The following is an 18,101-nucleotide window of genomic DNA, read 5'->3' on the forward strand; positions in this document are numbered from 1 at the left end:
ATAGGCTTTTTGTAAAGTCAACCCCCATGGTGTGCTGGTAACAAATAAGGAGACTATCTTAAAATAAAAAAAACAACTGAGGTAAAAATTCAACCTCAGTCGGTATATCTATTGAGTTTATAACACATGAACACTAAACGCTGTAGTTTGTGGTGGAATGCTGTCCGTCTGAAAGATTGCATGTTCTATTCTCACAGTCTGACCTGGTCTTATATCACCTAAGGTTATTCTATTTCCCCTTCTATCCGTAATAATTGCTGATTTAGTTACCACAAAACGTGTTTGGCTATATATATCATTTTTGTTACCTGTATAAAGATATCTATTTTTAACATCAACCTCCATTACCCTGTCTACCTTAACATAATAAGGCCAATTTTTATGACTAACAATTATTCTAAATGCTTGTGACTGTGGTGGTATACTTCTTGTCATTTTTGATGAAAAATCAGCATTTACTATCATACCTACTTTCAAATTCCAAAATGGAAAGACTTGATCATATTGATCTAGAATTATTGTAGTTGGACCAACTATCAAAGTAACAATACTAGTGGAAACCATGTTAAATTGATTCATAATCCTAAATGATATTGTTACATATCCTATTCCTCTGTTATCTACGAAAATTCTTTGAATAATGGCATCTTGCACTCTGATAACATTTTGAATCCAAAAATTTGTGTTTCCTGGATTACTAATTAAATTTTCCACTTTTACCCCTCAAACTATTGTTATATTTCCTTGAAATATAATTTCAAGAAATATTTTGCTCCCTAACATCTTATGAACTCATTAAGAATTTTGTTACAGATAAGTATAACTAATTAAAGATTAATTTAAACTTTTTATTTTCTATTATTTCTTCATAATTCCTCCACAGTTTACTTATATAATTAATCATATAGAAAACAAAATTTATTATTTGGAGGTAATTTTTATGTTTTGCAGAGGTTTTGGCGGCTTTGCTGGTTACGGTCCTTATGGATATGGTGCTTCAGGCTCACTTGGAATTGGATGGTATCTTATAAATATGGGCTTTAGATTATTGATATTTATAGGAGTAATAATCCTTGCAGTAAAGCTATATAAAAGGCATCATAATTTTAATAACAACTCAATGAGAATTCTTGATGAGAAATTTGCTAAAGGCGAAATAAATGAAGAAGAGTATTTAAAAAAGAAAACCATATTATCAAAGAAAAACTAGGGTTATTGTACCCTAGTTTTTTATAAATTTATAAACTATAATAAATTTACTACTATTTATATTATTTGAGGTGAAGTATGAATAATAACATTAAAATATTAGTAGTTGATGATGAACAAAATATTTTGGATGTAGTTAAGGCCTATCTTGAAAAAGAAGGCTTTGAAGTCTTATCGGCAATGGATGGTGAAGCAGCTCTTCATATATTTAATAATGAAACTGTTCATCTTATAGTTTTAGATTTGATGCTCCCAAAGATATCTGGCGAAAAGGTATGCAGTATTATAAGATCTATATCAACCGTTCCCATTATCATGCTGACAGCAAAGGCTGAGGAGGATGATAAAATTGAAGGAATTTCTATTGGTGCTGATGATTATTTAACTAAGCCTTTTAGTGTTCGTGAACTTGTAGTAAGGGTTCGTGCCTTGCTTAGAAGATCCTACAGAGATATTTCTCCACTTGCTGATATTTTAAGCTTTAATGATGGAGATTTAGAAATTGAAATTAAAAAAATGCTTGTTAAAAAACAAGGCGAAGCTATTAGCTTAACAGCAAATGAATTTAAGGTATTAAAAATATTATTAACAAATCCAGGTCAAGTTTTTTCTAGAGAACAATTGGTAGAAAAAGCTTTTGGAACTGATTATGAAGGTTTTGATAGAACTGTGGATACATATATTAAGAATATACGCCAAAAGATCGAAGATAACCCAAAGGCGCCAAAATATATTACAACAGTTTATGGAGCAGGTTATAAATTCACATTAAACTCTTCTGGTCATAACAATTAAATAATTGTAATTCTAAGTAGAAAATATTAATAATTTTATCAAACCCAAAAAAAATTTGTGAGGTAAAAATGAAGATTTCTTTAAGAAAAAAAATTTCCTTTGGTTTTCTTATTGCCGTTTTAGGCTCAATTATATTGGCAAGCCTTATATCCAATTATACAGTTGGTAAGAAGTTTCAAACTTATCTAATAGATGAACATAATGCTAAAGTAAATAATGCTGTAAAAATTGTGGATGAATTATATACAGGTGAAGCTAATCTTTCTAAGGTTAATACTGATGAGATACAAAGATATGCCGAACTGCAGGAATTATATATAGAAGTAAAAGATTCAAATAATAATACCATTTATTCCTCAGGTAATTCTTATTTAAGGCAAAATCAGATGATGAACAATATGATGGGTTCCATGATGAGTAACTTTCCTATGGCAAATCTAGGTGAGTATACAGAAAATAAGTATCCATTGGTGTCAAATAACAAAAACATAGGAAATATTATAATTGGCTATTTTGGCACTTCATATTTAACCTCAGGTTCTGTTACATTTTTAAGCACTTTAAATCATTCCTTTTTTGTATCTGCAATTGCTGCCTTAATTTTTGGTCTCATTATTAGTATAATTATTTCAAGTCAACTTTCAAAGCCACTTGTTAAAATTACAGAAGCTGCAAACAAAATAAGACATGGTAATCTACAGGTTAGATCAGATATTAATTCAAATACTAAAGAAATAGATGAACTTTCAAATTCCATAAATTTTTTGGCAGAAACCTTAAATAGTCAGGAGATGCTTAGAAAAAGGCTAACTTCAGATATGGCTCATGAATTAAGGACTCCCTTGACCACTTTAAAAACTCATGTTGAAGCCTTTATTGATGGAGTTTGGGAACCTACTACCGAGAGATTAGAAACTTTTTATGATGAAATTGATAGACTTACAAAAATGGTAGATAATCTAAAGAATCTTGCAAAGCTTGATGAAACAAATCTAAATTTAAACAAAAGTAAGCTTAATCTTTCTATTGAACTAGAAAAGATTTTGGATACCTTTAAACCACTTTTTGATAAAGAAAATTATGTTTTATCACGGAAAATAGAACCTGAAATTAATGTATTAATTGACAAGGATAAATTTAAGCAAATAATGAACAATTTGCTTTCAAATTCCTATAAGTATTTAGAACCAAAGGGTGAAGCAAAAGTAATCTTAAGACAAGAAAAACAAAAGATAATAATTAAAGTTATTGACAACGGTATTGGCATACCTGAAAAGGATCTGCCTTTCATATTTGAACGCTTTTATAGAACGGATTTGTCTAGGGACAAAAATACTGGAGGTGCTGGCATAGGTCTCTCAATAACTAAAGCCTTTGTAGAAGCTCATGATGGAAAAATCTTTGTAGAGAGCACTTTAAGTGAAGGCACAACCTTTACTATTGAGTTTCCTAATATATTAGCTTAAAAATTTATTTTATAAGTAAAGAGAAGTTCTTTAAAAGAAACTTCTCTTTATTATTACACCGCCCTTCCAGCCACAAATCTTTTAATTATATTTCTATCATCTCCAATATAAATAAATCTGTCAATTCTTTCTTCAATAGATAAGGGCTTTACATATACTAAATTACTATCATCTATTACAAGAGCATCAAAATCATAGCCTTCTTCAAAGCTTCCTACCTTTCCAAAAAAGCTTCCACCGCCTTTAGTAGCTAAGTAAAATGCTTCTGGTGATGTAAGCTTATCCTTTTCATCATGTGTCCGAGAATAAACTACCTTAGAAGCTTGAATTGCCTGCAGCATAACCTTTAGTATAGAAATATTATGCCCAGCTGCAATATCCGTTCCAAGGCCTACTGGTATACCTTTACCTATTAATTTTTTAATTGGGGCAGTGCTGCCTGAAAGATTAAAGTTTGATGTAGGGCAATGTGCTACATAAACTTTATTTTTTGCTAAAAGCCTTATTTCATCATCACTTAAATAGACACAATGAGCCATAATTGTTGGCTTTTGTCCTAGAAGTCCATCATAATCATAAATTGAAGCATAGTTTTTAAATTGAGGATATTCTTCCTTTACAAAATCAATTTCAGATAAATCTTCATCTAAATGAGATTGGACAGGCACCTTATACTTTTGTGCCATTATACCTAGAGCTTTCAAAAGCTCTAAAGAGCAAGCAGGTACAAACCTAGGTGTAATGATTGGTTTTACTAATTTATATCTATTTATTGTATCCCTTAAAAATACTTCTTCTTCTTTTATTGCATCTACTGCATTTTCAGTTAAGTAATCAGGAGAATTCTTATCCTGGCTTACCTTCCCAACATAGGCTCCAAGCCCATATTTATTAACAATATTCATCAATAATTCTGTGGATTCTCTATGCAGGGTTCCATATATAACTGCCCTTGTAGTTCCATTCTTTAATAATAATTTAGCCGTTTCATTATATATTGTTTCAGCATATCTCAAATCTTTTATCCTTGCCTCTTCTTTAAAGGTATGAGCATTCAGCCATTTCATTAATTCTAAATCAAGGCCTAAGCCTCTATTGGCAAGCTGTGACCCATGCAGATGCAAGTCAATAAACCCTGGTATAATCAGTCTATTTCCGTAGTTTTCAACTTCTATATACTCATATTCCTTTGGTAGTGACTTGTAAACTCCTTTTACTTTAGTCCCTTCTACAACTATATACCCATTTTCTAGAATACTATATTTCCCTAATTCTGGAGTGTAAGCTATATGACCTTTGTAGGCTTTTGTATAATAGCTATAATAAGCCAAATTACCATCTCCATTAATTAATATATAAGATTTTGCCTCCATTTCAAATATATTAATGAAGCTTATCAATTATTCACATCTTTATATAATTAGGAAGTTACTAATTTAATATTACTAAATAAAAAACACCTTATATATTGCATTATTAATACAATATATAAGGTGTTTTTATAATTTTAAGAACCCTTAAAGTTAGGGTATATTAGACTTTATCAACATTTTTATGTTGAGGTTTCTCCTTTACTCTGCTTACTATTAAGCAGCTTTTGCAGCTTCGAGAATTGAAGAAAGATAGCCATTTTTACTTGTTAAGTTTGCACTTGTTACTCCATTAAGTCGTTATTGATATGCCTTTACAGTAGGTGCTCCTCCAGTAACTGTACCTTTGTTAGTAGCATCAAGTTTATTGTATTCATCCAATAATGCTTGAGTTGCAAAATAAAGATTTCCGTCGATTGTTGCACCTGGTAGAGTAAATCCAGTATTTTGTACATATACATTTCCCTTAACAATACCGTACTCGACTTTTTCATTCGCGCCGCTTAGTATTAAGTTTGGAACTGTAATTGTATATTGCTTAGTAACTTTATTATCTGCTCCTTCTACACAAGGTGCAATTGAACGGTTTGGAAGACCCTTACTAGTTCCACTTACAACTCTCAGATCCTTTGTAAATGTAAGATCCTTATTTACAATTAGCATAAAGCTGCTATTGTAGTCGCCTATAGCCTTTTCAAAAGTAGCTTCGTCGTTAACTTGTGAAGCACCTGTAACTGCGTCAACTGGTGCCTTTAATTCTTGAACTCCAGTTATGATACTTGTAGCGTCTGGCTGGAATGTATCTTTAGCTTGTTGTGTAGTAAAGTATACATTACCATCAACTATTGCATCAACTAACTTGAAGTTTGGAACTGTAACATATAAATCGCCCTTGAACATTCCCTTAGTAATGTTAGCATTAGCGCTCTTAATAGTTAATTTTGGTGCTTGTAAAATAAATCTACCAGTAGTTTTCTTAGAGTCAGCTAAATCGTGAGCGTAAATTGCTAGTTTACGTTGTGGAGCAGTATCAGTAGCTGCTTTCTTTAAATCTCCGTCTAAAACAATCTCATGATCAAACTTTAAGTTATTAAGAGTAGCTATTATCCATTTACCAGAACTGCTTATAGCGGTTTCGAAAGCATTATTATCCATTACCTTTGAAGCTGATGCGTATGCATCCACTGTCTCTGGCAACTGCAATAACGACTGCATACCTGTTATTGTACTATCATTCTTGTTAAATGTAGCTTGTGCACCTTTATTAGTAAAGAATACATTTCCTTGAACCGTAGCTCCTTTTAATTGGAAGTTTTGAGCAGATACATAGATATCACCCTTAATGGTTCCTTGTTCAATGCTAGCATTCATACTCAATATTGTTATTTTTGGTGCAGTCAATGTAAATCTCTTATCTGTTATGTTTTTACCATTCTCATCCTTAGCAGTTGATCCATCAGCATTCAGTTTCTGAGTATAAAGACCTATCTTACGTTGAATTGTTTTTAAGCCATTAGTCCCTACTTTTCCATTTGTAAAGTTTCCATCTACTACGATAGGATGGTCAAAAGTTAAATCCTTGGTACTACAAACAATCCATTTACCAGCTGTACCTATTGATTTTTCGAAAACAGCCGCATTATCTGTTACTGAAGCCGATGCTACTGTATCAGTTGGAGGTGTTGGTGTAGTTGGAGTTGTTGGTGTAGTTGGAGTTGTTGATGTTCCAGTCTTTTCATATAATTTAGCGAATGTCTTTGGTCCAGCTATTCCATCAACCACAAGACCATTTGCCTTTTGGAAGTCCTTAACAGCAGCTAAAGTAAGTTTTCCAAAGATACCATCAACAGAAAGCTTGTACCCTAGTTTATTAAGATTTGTCTGCAAATACTTAACATCATTGTTAACTGAACCATTCTTTACTATTGAGGTAGGTACAGCTGAACTAGGAACTAATACTGCATAAGTTTTTGGGCCTACAATACCATCAACTACAAGTCCCTTTGCCTTTTGATAGTCCATAACTGCTGCTTTGGTCAGTTTACCAAAAAAACCATCAACAGTAAGTTTAGCACCATTATTATTAAGTACTGTTTGAAGATTCTTAACGTCGCTGCCTGATGATCCCATTTTAAGCATACGATACCCATTTGAGTAGTATGTTGTAGAACCACTTGAAGTTGAAGATGATGTTGTTGTTGAGCCAGTTGTTGTTCCTGTAGCTGCAGAAACAACATCTACTCCGAATGACCCAAGCCTTACAGTATTTTGAAGAACTACTAGGGTCATAGTTGCAGCTAGAGCACAGCATATTGATTTTAGCCTTTTGTTCAATATAATCCCCTCCATATTGAATTTATTATTATATATAATATTTCTGCGAACTAAGATCTGTATTAGCTTGTACATATTATCAATTGATTGTTAATAGTCAAACTAACAGTAGATTGTTAATTTACCGAAATATTTACAATTTGATTATATCAATAAAACTAGTAAAAGTACACAGTAAATTTAGAATATTTATAATATTTTACCGATTATTTGTATTATTTTTACATTATTATTAACATTGTGCATAAATTACCCCAAAACTAATTCTTAGAAAATATTAAAATCTAATAAAATTTTTCTAAAGCAATAAAAAAATAACCAATGTGTAATATATACAATATACACATTGGTTATTTTCATTAAATCTTGTAGATTATTTAATATAAATATAATCTATAAGTAAATTATTTGGATTTTTCTAATACATCAATATATTAATATGCCTTAACTTCAATTACTCCATTTACTACAGTTGTAGCATCCTTTGAGCTTATGTAAGCATCCTTTAAAGCTTGAGTTGCAAAGTATAGATTTCCATCGATGACTGTATCAGTAAGTTTAAATCCAGTATTTTGAACATAAACATTACCCTTTACAATACCATACTCAATTTTTTCATTCTGTCCGCTGAATACTAAATTAGGAACAGTAATTATGAATTTCTTTGTAACTATAGTTTTTCCAGTGCTATCTTTTGCTTCTGCACATGGTGCTATTGAGCGGTTAGGTGCAGCTGGAGTAACAACGCCTGTAGTAGAATTAGTTGAAGCTGGTTTTGTTCCACTTACAACTGTAATATCCTTTGTGAAAGTTAAAGATTTATTTACAATTTGCATATAGCTAGTTGCTGGATTAGTTATATTATTTACAAAAGTAGCTTCATCACTTACTTGTGATGCACTTGCAACAGCATCAACTTTTGGTGAAACTGGTATTACCCCTGGTACATATGCTTTTACAGCAACTTGTCCATTTATTGTAGTCGCTGAATCTTTTACAAAAGCATCCATTTGTGCTTGAGTTGCAAAATAAACGTTTCCGTCAATTCTTGCATCTTTAAGTGTAAATTTATTACCATTTACATAAATATCGCCTTTAACAATACCATACTCAATCTTTTGATTGTCTCCAACAAAAACTAAGTTTGGTACAGTAAGTATATATCTCTTTGTTATAATAGTATTCCCAGCACTATCTTTCACTTCTGCAGCTGGTGCTATTGAACGGCTATAAGATTGTGTTGTAGTAGCAGTAGCTGCCTTAGTTCCAGGTACAACTAAAATATCACTTGTGAAAGTCAAATCTTTATTAACTATTTGCATATACATGCTAGTAGTTGAAGTAACATTCTTTATAAAAGTAGCTTCATCATTTACTTGTGAAGCAGATGTTACTGTATCTACTGGTGTTGTTGGAGTTGTTGGAGTTGTTGGAGTTGTTGGTGTAGTTACTGCAGGAGCATTAACTTTATCATATAACTTTCCAAATGTATTTGGACCAGCTATTCCATCTACAGCAAGGCCATTTGCCTTTTGGAAGTCCTTAACAGCAGCAGCAGTAAGCTTTCCAAAGATTCCATCAACAGATAGCTTGTACCCAAGTTTATTAAGGTTAGTTTGTAAATACTTAACATCAGCACTTGATGAGCCTGTCTTAACTATAGATGTTGGTATTGTAGAACGTGGAACTAATACTGCCATAGTTTTTGGTCCCACTATTCCATCAACTACAAGTCCTTGAGCTTTTTGATAGTTCATTACTGCTGTTTTAGTAAGTGGTCCAAAGAAACCATCTACTGTAAGCTTAGCTCCATTACTATTAAGAGCTGTTTGAAGATTCTTAACATCACTTCCACTTGAACCTACAAGAAGTAAACGTGTTAAGTAACCTGAGGAAGTTGAAACTGAAGTTGTAGTTGTTTTGCTTGTAGAAGTTGTTGTTGTTGGTGTAGTGGTAGTTGCTTCTCCAGTAGCAGCTGAAACTACGTCTACAGCTAGTGGCCCAACTTTAATAGTGTTTTCTACTACAAGGAATGTACAGGTTGCTGCTAATATACAGCTAATTGATTTTAACTTTTTGTTCAATTAAGACCCCTCCTTATTTACGTTAACAATATTCCGTAGAATTAAATTGTCTTATTAGCTTGTCCACTAATAATTGTTAATTTAAGCAAAATTGTGGTGTTGATTGTTAATAGTCAAACTAACAATGAACTACTAATTACTCGAAATATTAACAATTCCATTATATCAATAAAAAATGAAAAAGTATACATGAATTTTGGAAATTTTATAATTTTTATATATATTTTTGTCTAACTATTGTGATTTTTTTATTTTTCCAGCATAATATTTTACATATTGTTACATATAATGATAAAACTCCTTGTTCAGAATAATCTGAATAAGGAGTTAACTCCAATAATCTTATTTGTATAATTCAGGTAAAATATTAACTACTTCTATTACAATAATGTTTAGCTAATTTAAACTTCCTATAAACTTTGAATTTGGGATACTTCCATCTCAATGTCTATTATTCTTTTATTTATAATTGGATGAATTAAATAAGGAGCTATGTCGCTTAAAGGTTTTAGAACAAAAAGCCTTTCATGCATTCTAGGATGTGGTATAATTATTTCTTCAGTAGAAGTAATTATATTATCATAAAGTAAAACGTCTAAATCAATTGTTCTTGGTCCCCACTTTATTGTTCTTACTCTTTTTAAATCCTGTTCTATGCCAAGTAATAAATTAATAAGTTCATTTGGTGTCAGCAAGGTCTTTAATTCAGCACAGCAATTTAAGAAATCCTCTTGTTCAGTATATCCTACTGGCTTGGTTGTGTACATGTTTGATATTTTTATAACCTTACATTTATTACTGTTTAATTTTTCAAGCGCTTCATTTATGTTTTTCTCTTTATTTCCCATATTAGTTCCTAAGGCAATATATACCTTGTGCCAGCCTCTTTCAATTTCTACTGCAGCATAATCTATAGGTTTTCCAATAGGAGCCCAAGGCTTTTTAAGTAATATTTTAACACTATTTACTGATGTATAATTTAATAAAATATAATTAGCTAATGCCTCTGCAGCAGCTTCAATTAGATCAAATTTCTTTTTTGTAAATTCTTTCTCTATGTTAACGCAGAGTTCTGCATAATTTACTGTTTTATTTAAATCATCACTTAACCCAGCCTCTCTTAAATTAAGAGAAAGCTCAAGGGAAATTAAAAATCTTTGTCCCATGTTTTTTTCTTCTTTATTAACACCATGAAAGGCATAAACCTCAAGATCCTTTATATGTATCTTATCCATATACTCACCTGCTTACTTTACTATTTTCTAATAATTGCATCGGTCATCCTGCAAACCCTTTTATTTTCTTTTATATTATGAACTCTAACAAAATCACAATTTTTCATTATTCCTATAACTGTTGTGGCAAGTGTACCTTCTCCTCTTTCTTCTGGAGGCAAATTAAGAGCATTTCCAATCATTGATTTTTTAGAAGTAGCAAGAAGTACAGGATAACCTAGAATACTAAGCATTTCAAGTTTATTCATGACTTCAAGGTTTTGCTCATAATTTTTTGCAAAACCTATACCTGGATCAACAATGATTTTATCCTCTTTTACCCCGTTAGATAGGGCAAGATTTATGCTTTCCTTTAAATCCATTATCATATCCGACATTAAATCATTATAATTATTATTTTCTCTATTATGCATTAAACAGCAAGCAACATTATACTTCGCTGCAATTTTAGCCATTTCCTTATCCTTTTTGAAGCCCCATACATCGTTGATTAGCGCAGCTCCTTCTAATATAGAACATTCTGCCACCTTAGCCTTATAAGTATCTACAGATATAGGAACGTCTATTTCCTTACTTAAAGCCTTAATTATAGGAATCACTCTTTTTATTTCCTCTTCTTCCCCAACAGGTACATGATTAGGCCTTGTAGACTCTCCACCTATATCAATAATATCTGCTCCCTCTTTTACCATTTCCTTAGCGTGATTTATGGCTTTTTCAAAATTAAGAAACTTACCTCCATCAGAAAAAGAATCTGGAGTGACATTTAATATGCCCATTATATAGGTTTGTTTTCCTAGATTAAAAAGTTTATTTCCAATATACATATCTTTGTTCATATTTTTTTCCTCCTTTTAGTCGGAAACACTGGGCAGTTTAAGATTGCTCGTTCCACTCGCAAACTGCCCGTTAAAGTCCATTTAGGACTTTAACCTCCTTAACTTCTAAGTAGTTCAAAAGCATCTTCCTTTAAGCTTTGATCTTTTTCAAAACATCCCCTAATAGAGAGAGTTTTTGTTTTACTTCCTGGCTTTTTAATACCTCTCATATTCATACAAAGATGCTCTGCTTCAATAATAACAAGTACTCCTGAAGCATCTAAATGTTCATATAAGGCATCGGCAATTTCAGCTGTCATTTTCTCTTGAAGCTGAGGTCTTTTAGCATATACGTCAACAGTTCTAGCAAGCTTACTTAGTCCAGCTACCTTTCCATTTGGTATATATGCTATATGCACCTTACCATAGAAGGGTAGAAAGTGATGTTCACACATAGAATAAAAAGGTATATCCTTCTCAACTATTATATTATTTTGTTCTACAGTAAAGGTCTTTGATAAATGAGTGTCTGCACTCTCATTAAGCCCCGAAAATATTTCTGAGTACATTCTTGCTATTCTATCTGGAGTATCCAGTAGCCCTTCCCTTTTTGAGTCCTCTCCTATTGCTTCAATTATCATTTTAACTGCTTCTTTTATTTTATTTTCGTCTATCATAAGTTTTATACCTCGTTTTCATATGTTCCTGATATATTATTATAGCATATCACTATCCTACTTCAAATTGATCAACATTCAAACAATAGTATATAAAAAAGCTATCATTTTACAAATGGTAGCTTTTTTATAAATAATAGTTATAAATTAGTATAATGGAAACTTTTCACATAAAGCTTTAACTTTATTTTTAGCTGGTGTTAAATCCCCATCCTTGTTATCTATACTCCAAGAAATTATGTCTGCGATTTCTACCATTTCCTCTTTTCCAAAACCCCTTGTTGTAGTTGCAGGAGTACCAATTCTTATTCCACTAGTAACAAATGGACTTTGTATTTCAAAAGGTACAGTGTTCTTATTTACAGTTATTCCTACTTCATCTAATAGATGCTCTGCCTCTTTACCAGTTACCCCTTTATTTCTAAGGTCTACAAGCATTAAATGGTTATCTGTTCCTCCAGAAACCAGCTTAAAGCCTCTAGAAGTTAAAGCTTCAGCTAAGGTATGTGCATTTTCTACAACTTTCTTTTGATAAGCTTTAAACTCATCAGACATAGCCTCTTTAAAACAAACTGCTTTTGCTGCAATAACGTGCATTAGAGGTCCGCCTTGAATTCCAGGGAATATAGCTTTATCTACTGCCTTTGCATACTCTTCCTTGCATAGTATTGCTCCACCTCTTGGTCCTCTTAAAGTTTTGTGAGTTGTAGTTGTTACAAAATCAGCATAGGGTACTGGACTTGGATGTACTCCAGCAGCTATAAGACCTGCTATATGTGACATATCTACCATCATGTATGCACCAATTTCATCACAGATTTCTCTTATAGTTTTAAAATCGATTATTCTTGCATAAGCACTTGCACCAGAAACTATCATTTTAGGCTTTTCCTCAAGTGCAATTCTTCTTAATTCTTCATAATCTATTACACCCTGCTCATTTACTCCGTAGGAAATAAATTTATAAAGCTTTCCTGAAAAATTAACTGGACTTCCATGGGTTAAATGTCCACCATGTGATAAGTTCATTCCAAGCACCTTATCACCAGGTTCAAGTACAGACATATATACTCCCATGTTAGCCTGTGAGCCAGAATGAGGCTGCACGTTGGCATGTTCAGCTTCAAAAAGCTTGCACATTCTATCTCTTGCTATATTTTCAGCTACATCTACACACTCACAGCCGCCATAATATCTCTTTCCTGGATATCCTTCGGCATACTTATTAGTAAGCGGTGAACCCATAGCTTCCATTACAGCACTGCTGGTAAAGTTTTCAGATGCAATAAGTTCTATCTTATTTTCCTGTCTGTCCATTTCACTTTCAATTACATTAAATATCTCTAGGTCAACTTTTTTAACATTATCTAGATTCATTACTTTCACCCCCGTAATGCTATTTTACCACAATATTCGTAATTTTCACCACTTATTATTCCTTTAATTTTATAAAAATAACAAATTAAATTTAATTCTTACTTTTTCATTGGCATTAAATGTATTGCTTCGCCATTTATCCCCATTGCAGCCTCTAAAAACGCCTCTGAAAGAGTTGGATGAGCATGCACTGTGCTTTTAATTTCCTTTAAACTGATATTATTTGCAATTGCTAAGGTACCTTCATGAATAATATCAGAGGCATGTGGTCCCATTATATGAACTCCAATGATTTTATCCTCACTAGCTATGACTTTAACAAAACCTTCACCTTCACCTAAAGCAAGAGCTTTTCCATTTGCTCCAAACATAAATTTACTTGTTTTGTATGTAAGCCCCTTAGCCTTTGCTTCTTCCTCGGTAATGCCTACAGTTGCTATTTCAGGAAAGACGAAAATGCAGCTAGGTATTATATCACTTGGCACTTCTTCAGAAAAGCCTAAGATCTTTTCTGCTGCAAACATACCTTGATGTGAGGCTGCATGGGCAAGCATTACTTTCCCATTTACGTCTCCAATGGCATATATTCCTTTCACATTTGTTTCATAATTAGAATCAACTTTAATGCCTTTTCTATCAAAATCTACTCCTACTGCTTCTAAATTTAGGCCCTGAGTCATTGGTGATCTTCCAGCAGAAATAAGCAGTTTTTCAGCTTCCACTTTAATTTCTCCCTTTTTACCTTCACCAAAAACCACATAGCCATCTTCTTGTCTTTCAATTTTATTTACTTTAGTTCCTGTATTTATCTCTATTCCTTTTTTCTTTAATGAAACGGTAAGTCGTTTTGTAATATCCCCATCAACTTGGGCAATGATATTAGGCAAAAATTCAAGAACTGTAACTTTGGTACCTAGGGAATTAAATATACAAGCAATTTCCATACCTATTACTCCTCCGCCTATAATAGCTAGAGTTTTAGGTATGCTTTCAAAATTTAAAATATTTTCACTTGTATATATTCCTTCACTATCAGCACCTTCAATTGGAGGGATGGAAGGTGCTGAACCTGTTGCAATTATTATATTTTTTGCAGTTATTTCTTCGGTGCTTTTATCTTTTAAGTAAACTTTAATAGTATTTTTATGTTTAAACTCTGCCTTGCCATTTAAAACTAACACATTATTCGCCTTTAAAAGCTGGTCTACTCCGCCAACCAATTGATCAATTACCCCTTGTTTTCTAAGATGTATTTTAGCAACATCTACAGTTAAGGCTTCTACATTAATGCCAAATTCATCTATGTGCTTTAAAGTATTTAAAAGCTCAGCATTTCTATAAAGTGCTTTAGTAGGTATACAGCCTCTATTGAGGCATGTACCACCTAGTTTATCCATCTCAATTAAACAAACCTTTGCACCAAGCTGAGCTGCTCTAATGGCAGCTACATATCCTCCAGGACCTCCACCTATTACGACAATATCTTTTTCCATAGTTATACCTTCCATCTTAAAATTGGAGTTCTTGCGGCCTTTACTTCATCTAATCTCCTTACAACAGTGTTGTGTGGAGCTTCTTTAAGAAGCTCTGGCTTTTCTTTAGCCTCCTTAGCTATAGCAATCATTGCATCCACGAATCCGTCTAAGGTTTCAAGGCTTTCAGTTTCAGTTGGTTCTATCATTAGTGCGCTATCAACTATTAGAGGGAAATAAATTGTAGGTGGATGATAACCGTAATCTATAAGCCTCTTTGCAACATCTAAGGTTGTAACACCATTTTCTTGTATCTTAAGTCCTCCGAGTACACACTCATGCTTACATACTTTATCAAGAGTCATATAATAGTCCTTAAGTTTTTCCTTGGTATAATTTGCATTTAAAACTGCCATTTCACTTGCCTTTTTAAGGCCATCATTTCCCATAGTTAATATATAGGTATATGCTCTAACTAAAATGCCAAAATTTCCATAAAAACCCTTTACTCTTCCTATAGACAGTGGCTTATCATAGTTTAAAACAAATTTATTATCCTGCTTTTCTATTACAGGAGTTGGAAGAAAAGGAATAAGTTCTTTCTTTACTCCTACAGGACCGCTTCCAGGACCACCGCCTCCATGGGGAGTTGAAAAGGTCTTATGAAGGTTTAAATGTACTACATCAAAGCCCATATCTCCAGGTCTTGTTATTCCCATAATAGCATTAGTGTTTGCTCCATCATAATATAGCAGTCCGCCAGCTTCATGAACAAGTTTTGCTATTTCACTTATATTTTCTTCAAATAGACCTAATGTGCTTGGATTTGTAAGCATTAAACCAGCTATATCGTTTCCTAAAACTGCTTTTAAGTTTTCTAAATCCACTGCTCCTTTTTCATCAGATTTTATTTCAACTACTTCAAAATTAGCTACTGAAGCACTGGCAGGATTAGTTCCATGGGCTGAATCAGGTACTATTATCTTTTTCCTAGCATAGTCTCCCCTAGCCTCATGATAAGCTTTAATTATCATAAGCCCCGTTAGCTCTCCATGAGCACCTGCTGCTGGCTGAAGAGTGAACCCATCCATACCAACAATTTCACCTAGCATTTTACTAAGATCATACATAAGTTCAAGATTACCTTGCACTGTATTTTCAGCTTGATAAGGATGAACCTCGGTAAAGTGAGGATTTGAAGCCATATCTTCATTTATTTTAGGATTATACTTCATAGTGCAGGAACCAAGTGGATAAAAACCTGAATCCACACCATAATTTTTATTAGATAATAAGGTATAATGCCTTATAACATCTACTTCACTTACCTCAGGTAATATATATTCTTTTTCTCTAAGGAGATTCTTTGGAACTAGTTCTTCCAAATTAGAGTCAGGTACATCGCATTTTGGAAGAGAATAGGCCTTTCTGCCTTTCTTTGAAACTTCAAATATAAGTTTAGTATACTCTTTCATGCTTACCTCTTACCCTCCTTATCTTCATCTACATTTACCATTAAATTAACCAGCATATCTATTTCTTCTTTTGTTCTCTTTTCAGTTACACATAATAAAATAGAATTTTTTAACTCCTCATAATCCTTATCAAGTGAATATCCGCCAAGAATACCCTCACCTAGAAGTTTATCATTTAGAACCTCTGGATTTGCAGTTCCTGTTATAGCAAATTCCTTGAAAAATGGCTTATTAAAGGCTTTCTTATATCTACCTGTTTTAATTAATTCATTATAGGCATAGTGTGCTTTCTTCATGCTTGTTTCTGCAACTTCTCTTAAGCCCTCTTTTCCCATAACTGAAAGATAAACAGCTGCAGCTAAGGCATTTAAGGATTGATTAGAGCAGATATTTGAAGTAGCTTTTTCTCTTCTTATATGCTGTTCTCTTGCCTGCAGTGTAAGCACAAAGGCTCTCTTACCGTCTATATCTTCTGTTTCACCAACTATTCTACCAGGCATTTTTCTCATTTGTTTCGTAGTAGTTGCCATAAAGCCTAGATATGGTCCTCCAAAATTCATTGGATTTCCTAATGCTTGCCCATCTCCTACAACAATATCTGCACCAATTTCTCCAGGAGTCTTTAATACTGAAAGTGAAATTGGATCTACATTCATTATTAGTAAGGATTTATTTCCATGAGTTACTTTTTCCACTTCTGTTAAGTCTTCTATTACTCCAAAGAAATTAGGATTTTGGACTATAACAGCTGCAGAATTATTGTTTAAATTAGCTTTAAGACTTTCAATATCAGTTTCCCCATCTTTTGTTTCTATTTCTACTAGCTCATCACCATGAAATCTCATATAGGTTTTTAATACTTTTCTAATTTCAGGATGTACGGCTTTAGATACTAATACTGTTTTACGTTTTGTATTTTCTGAGGCCATCATTGCAGCTTCTGCGCAGGCAGTTGCTCCATCATACATAGATGCATTTGCTACGTCCATTCCAGTTAATTCGGCAATCATAGTCTGATATTCAAAAATAGCCTGAAGGGTACCCTGGCTTATCTCCGGCTGATAAGGTGTATATGCAGTATAAAACTCTGATCTTGAAGTAATGTGCTTAACAACTGATGGAATATAATGATCGTAGGAACCAGCACCTAAAAAGCATACTAAGTCCTCACTGTCAAGATTTTTACTTGCAAGTGCCTTAACTTTTTTACTAACCTCAAGCTCAGACATGGGCTCATTTAGATTAAGTTTTCTTTTTAATCTTAAATCTTCTGGAATATCCTTAAAAAGATCTTCTAATGAGTTCATACCTAAGCTGTCAAGCATCTTTTCCTCATCTAAACTACTGTTAGGTATATATGGAAACATTATTAAGCCTCCTCATTACATAATTTTTCATAGGAATCAGCATTCATAAGTCCTTGAAGTTGACTATTATTTAATATTTCAGCACATACCATCCAATTTTCAAAAGCATCTTCATTCACTAATTCTGGATTGTCTACAATTGCTTCGTTTACTTCAAGTATTTTCCCGTCAATTGGCATAAATACATCTGAAGCTGCTTTAACTGACTCAATTGTTCCAAAGGTGTCACCTTCACTAATTTCACTGTCTACTTCTGGTAATTCCACATAAACGATGCTTCCTAATGCATGCTGAGCAAAATCTGTAATTCCGATATAAGCCTTTTCTCCTTCAACTCTTACCCATTCATGTTCCTTTGTGTACAATAATTCTTTTAATACTTTCATTTTAATTTCCTCCTCATTATTAATACTTACTAGTTT

The 18,101-nt window shown here is 32.9% G+C and carries 15 protein-coding genes; 3 read left to right on the top strand and 12 right to left on the bottom strand.

The window, feature by feature from the left end:
• Positions 1–117 precede the first annotated feature (117 nt).
• On the bottom strand, positions 118–714 hold the full coding sequence (locus ACJDUH_RS17555; protein WP_406766507.1) for a hypothetical protein: 597 nt from the start codon (positions 712–714) through the stop codon (positions 118–120).
• Between the two features lie 226 nt (positions 715–940).
• Here ACJDUH_RS17555 and ACJDUH_RS17560 point away from each other — a divergent pair, with 226 nt between their 5' ends.
• The 3 genes from ACJDUH_RS17560 (at position 941) to ACJDUH_RS17570 (ending at position 3,470) form a co-directional block, all read left to right on the top strand.
• Complete coding sequence (locus ACJDUH_RS17560; RefSeq protein ID WP_406766508.1) at positions 941–1,210, top strand: SHOCT domain-containing protein; 270 nt, start codon at positions 941–943, stop codon at positions 1,208–1,210.
• 77 nt (positions 1,211–1,287) lie between these two features.
• The gene (locus ACJDUH_RS17565; protein ID WP_406766509.1) at positions 1,288–2,004 is read left to right on the top strand and encodes a response regulator transcription factor; all 717 of its coding nucleotides are present in this window, start codon (positions 1,288–1,290) and stop codon (positions 2,002–2,004) included.
• A gap of 68 nt (positions 2,005–2,072) precedes the next feature.
• Positions 2,073–3,470, top strand: a complete 1,398-nt coding sequence (locus tag ACJDUH_RS17570) for a HAMP domain-containing sensor histidine kinase (protein ID WP_406766510.1) — start codon at positions 2,073–2,075, stop codon at positions 3,468–3,470.
• Positions 3,471–3,523: 53 nt separating this feature from the next.
• On the opposite strand, the gene ACJDUH_RS17575 is transcribed toward ACJDUH_RS17570, so the two are convergent.
• The 11 genes from ACJDUH_RS17575 to gcvH form a co-directional block, all read right to left on the bottom strand.
• On the bottom strand, positions 3,524–4,843 hold the full coding sequence (locus tag ACJDUH_RS17575) for an amidohydrolase family protein (protein ID WP_406766511.1): 1,320 nt from the start codon (positions 4,841–4,843) through the stop codon (positions 3,524–3,526).
• 297 nt (positions 4,844–5,140) lie between these two features.
• Positions 5,141–7,174: a peptidoglycan-binding domain-containing protein gene (locus ACJDUH_RS17580; protein WP_406766512.1), complete on the bottom strand. Its 2,034-nt coding sequence runs from the start codon at positions 7,172–7,174 to the stop codon at positions 5,141–5,143.
• A 434-nt stretch (positions 7,175–7,608) separates the two neighbouring features.
• The gene (locus tag ACJDUH_RS17585; RefSeq protein WP_406766513.1) at positions 7,609–9,258 is read right to left on the bottom strand and encodes a peptidoglycan-binding domain-containing protein; all 1,650 of its coding nucleotides are present in this window, start codon (positions 9,256–9,258) and stop codon (positions 7,609–7,611) included.
• A gap of 410 nt (positions 9,259–9,668) precedes the next feature.
• Positions 9,669–10,493 (bottom strand): 2-amino-4-hydroxy-6-hydroxymethyldihydropteridine diphosphokinase, encoded by an 825-nt coding sequence (folK, locus tag ACJDUH_RS17590; protein WP_406766514.1) that lies wholly within the window; start codon positions 10,491–10,493, stop codon positions 9,669–9,671.
• A gap of 20 nt (positions 10,494–10,513) precedes the next feature.
• Complete coding sequence (gene folP / locus ACJDUH_RS17595) at positions 10,514–11,320, bottom strand: dihydropteroate synthase (protein WP_406766540.1); 807 nt, start codon at positions 11,318–11,320, stop codon at positions 10,514–10,516.
• A 110-nt stretch (positions 11,321–11,430) separates the two neighbouring features.
• Positions 11,431–11,985: a GTP cyclohydrolase I FolE gene (folE, locus tag ACJDUH_RS17600; protein WP_406766541.1), complete on the bottom strand. Its 555-nt coding sequence runs from the start codon at positions 11,983–11,985 to the stop codon at positions 11,431–11,433.
• A 150-nt stretch (positions 11,986–12,135) separates the two neighbouring features.
• Complete coding sequence (glyA, locus tag ACJDUH_RS17605) at positions 12,136–13,365, bottom strand: serine hydroxymethyltransferase (protein ID WP_406766515.1); 1,230 nt, start codon at positions 13,363–13,365, stop codon at positions 12,136–12,138.
• A gap of 98 nt (positions 13,366–13,463) precedes the next feature.
• Positions 13,464–14,858: a dihydrolipoyl dehydrogenase gene (gene lpdA, locus ACJDUH_RS17610; RefSeq protein ID WP_406766516.1), complete on the bottom strand. Its 1,395-nt coding sequence runs from the start codon at positions 14,856–14,858 to the stop codon at positions 13,464–13,466.
• 2 nt (positions 14,859–14,860) lie between these two features.
• Positions 14,861–16,312 (bottom strand): aminomethyl-transferring glycine dehydrogenase subunit GcvPB, encoded by a 1,452-nt coding sequence (gcvPB, locus tag ACJDUH_RS17615; RefSeq protein ID WP_406766517.1) that lies wholly within the window; start codon positions 16,310–16,312, stop codon positions 14,861–14,863.
• Between the two features lie 2 nt (positions 16,313–16,314).
• Positions 16,315–17,679: an aminomethyl-transferring glycine dehydrogenase subunit GcvPA gene (gcvPA, locus tag ACJDUH_RS17620; protein WP_406766518.1), complete on the bottom strand. Its 1,365-nt coding sequence runs from the start codon at positions 17,677–17,679 to the stop codon at positions 16,315–16,317.
• A 2-nt stretch (positions 17,680–17,681) separates the two neighbouring features.
• Positions 17,682–18,065, bottom strand: coding sequence for a glycine cleavage system protein GcvH (gcvH, locus tag ACJDUH_RS17625; protein ID WP_406766519.1), 384 nt, complete (start codon positions 18,063–18,065; stop codon positions 17,682–17,684).
• Positions 18,066–18,101 lie beyond the last annotated feature (36 nt).

Source organism: Candidatus Clostridium radicumherbarum (genome assembly GCF_045310525.1).
Lineage (GTDB): Bacteria > Bacillota > Clostridia > Clostridiales > Clostridiaceae > Clostridium_AT > Clostridium_AT radicumherbarum.

What these genes read in the sequence shown, in the direction of transcription:
- folP (WP_406766540.1), bottom strand. Translation starts at nt 11,320, where the DNA reads ATGTATATTGGAAATAAACTTTTTAATCTAGGAAAACAAACCTATATA.
- ACJDUH_RS17575 (WP_406766511.1), bottom strand. Translation starts at nt 4,843, where the DNA reads ATGGAGGCAAAATCTTATATATTAATTAATGGAGATGGTAATTTGGCT.
- gcvPB (WP_406766517.1), bottom strand. Translation starts at nt 16,312, where the DNA reads ATGAAAGAGTATACTAAACTTATATTTGAAGTTTCAAAGAAAGGCAGA.
- ACJDUH_RS17565 (WP_406766509.1), top strand. Translation starts at nt 1,288, where the DNA reads ATGAATAATAACATTAAAATATTAGTAGTTGATGATGAACAAAATATT.
- ACJDUH_RS17560 (WP_406766508.1), top strand. Translation starts at nt 941, where the DNA reads ATGTTTTGCAGAGGTTTTGGCGGCTTTGCTGGTTACGGTCCTTATGGA.
- folK (WP_406766514.1), bottom strand. Translation starts at nt 10,493, where the DNA reads ATGGATAAGATACATATAAAGGATCTTGAGGTTTATGCCTTTCATGGT.
- gcvPA (WP_406766518.1), bottom strand. Translation starts at nt 17,679, where the DNA reads ATGTTTCCATATATACCTAACAGTAGTTTAGATGAGGAAAAGATGCTT.
- gcvH (WP_406766519.1), bottom strand. Translation starts at nt 18,065, where the DNA reads ATGAAAGTATTAAAAGAATTATTGTACACAAAGGAACATGAATGGGTA.
- glyA (WP_406766515.1), bottom strand. Translation starts at nt 13,365, where the DNA reads ATGAATCTAGATAATGTTAAAAAAGTTGACCTAGAGATATTTAATGTA.
- ACJDUH_RS17570 (WP_406766510.1), top strand. Translation starts at nt 2,073, where the DNA reads ATGAAGATTTCTTTAAGAAAAAAAATTTCCTTTGGTTTTCTTATTGCC.
- lpdA (WP_406766516.1), bottom strand. Translation starts at nt 14,858, where the DNA reads ATGGAAAAAGATATTGTCGTAATAGGTGGAGGTCCTGGAGGATATGTA.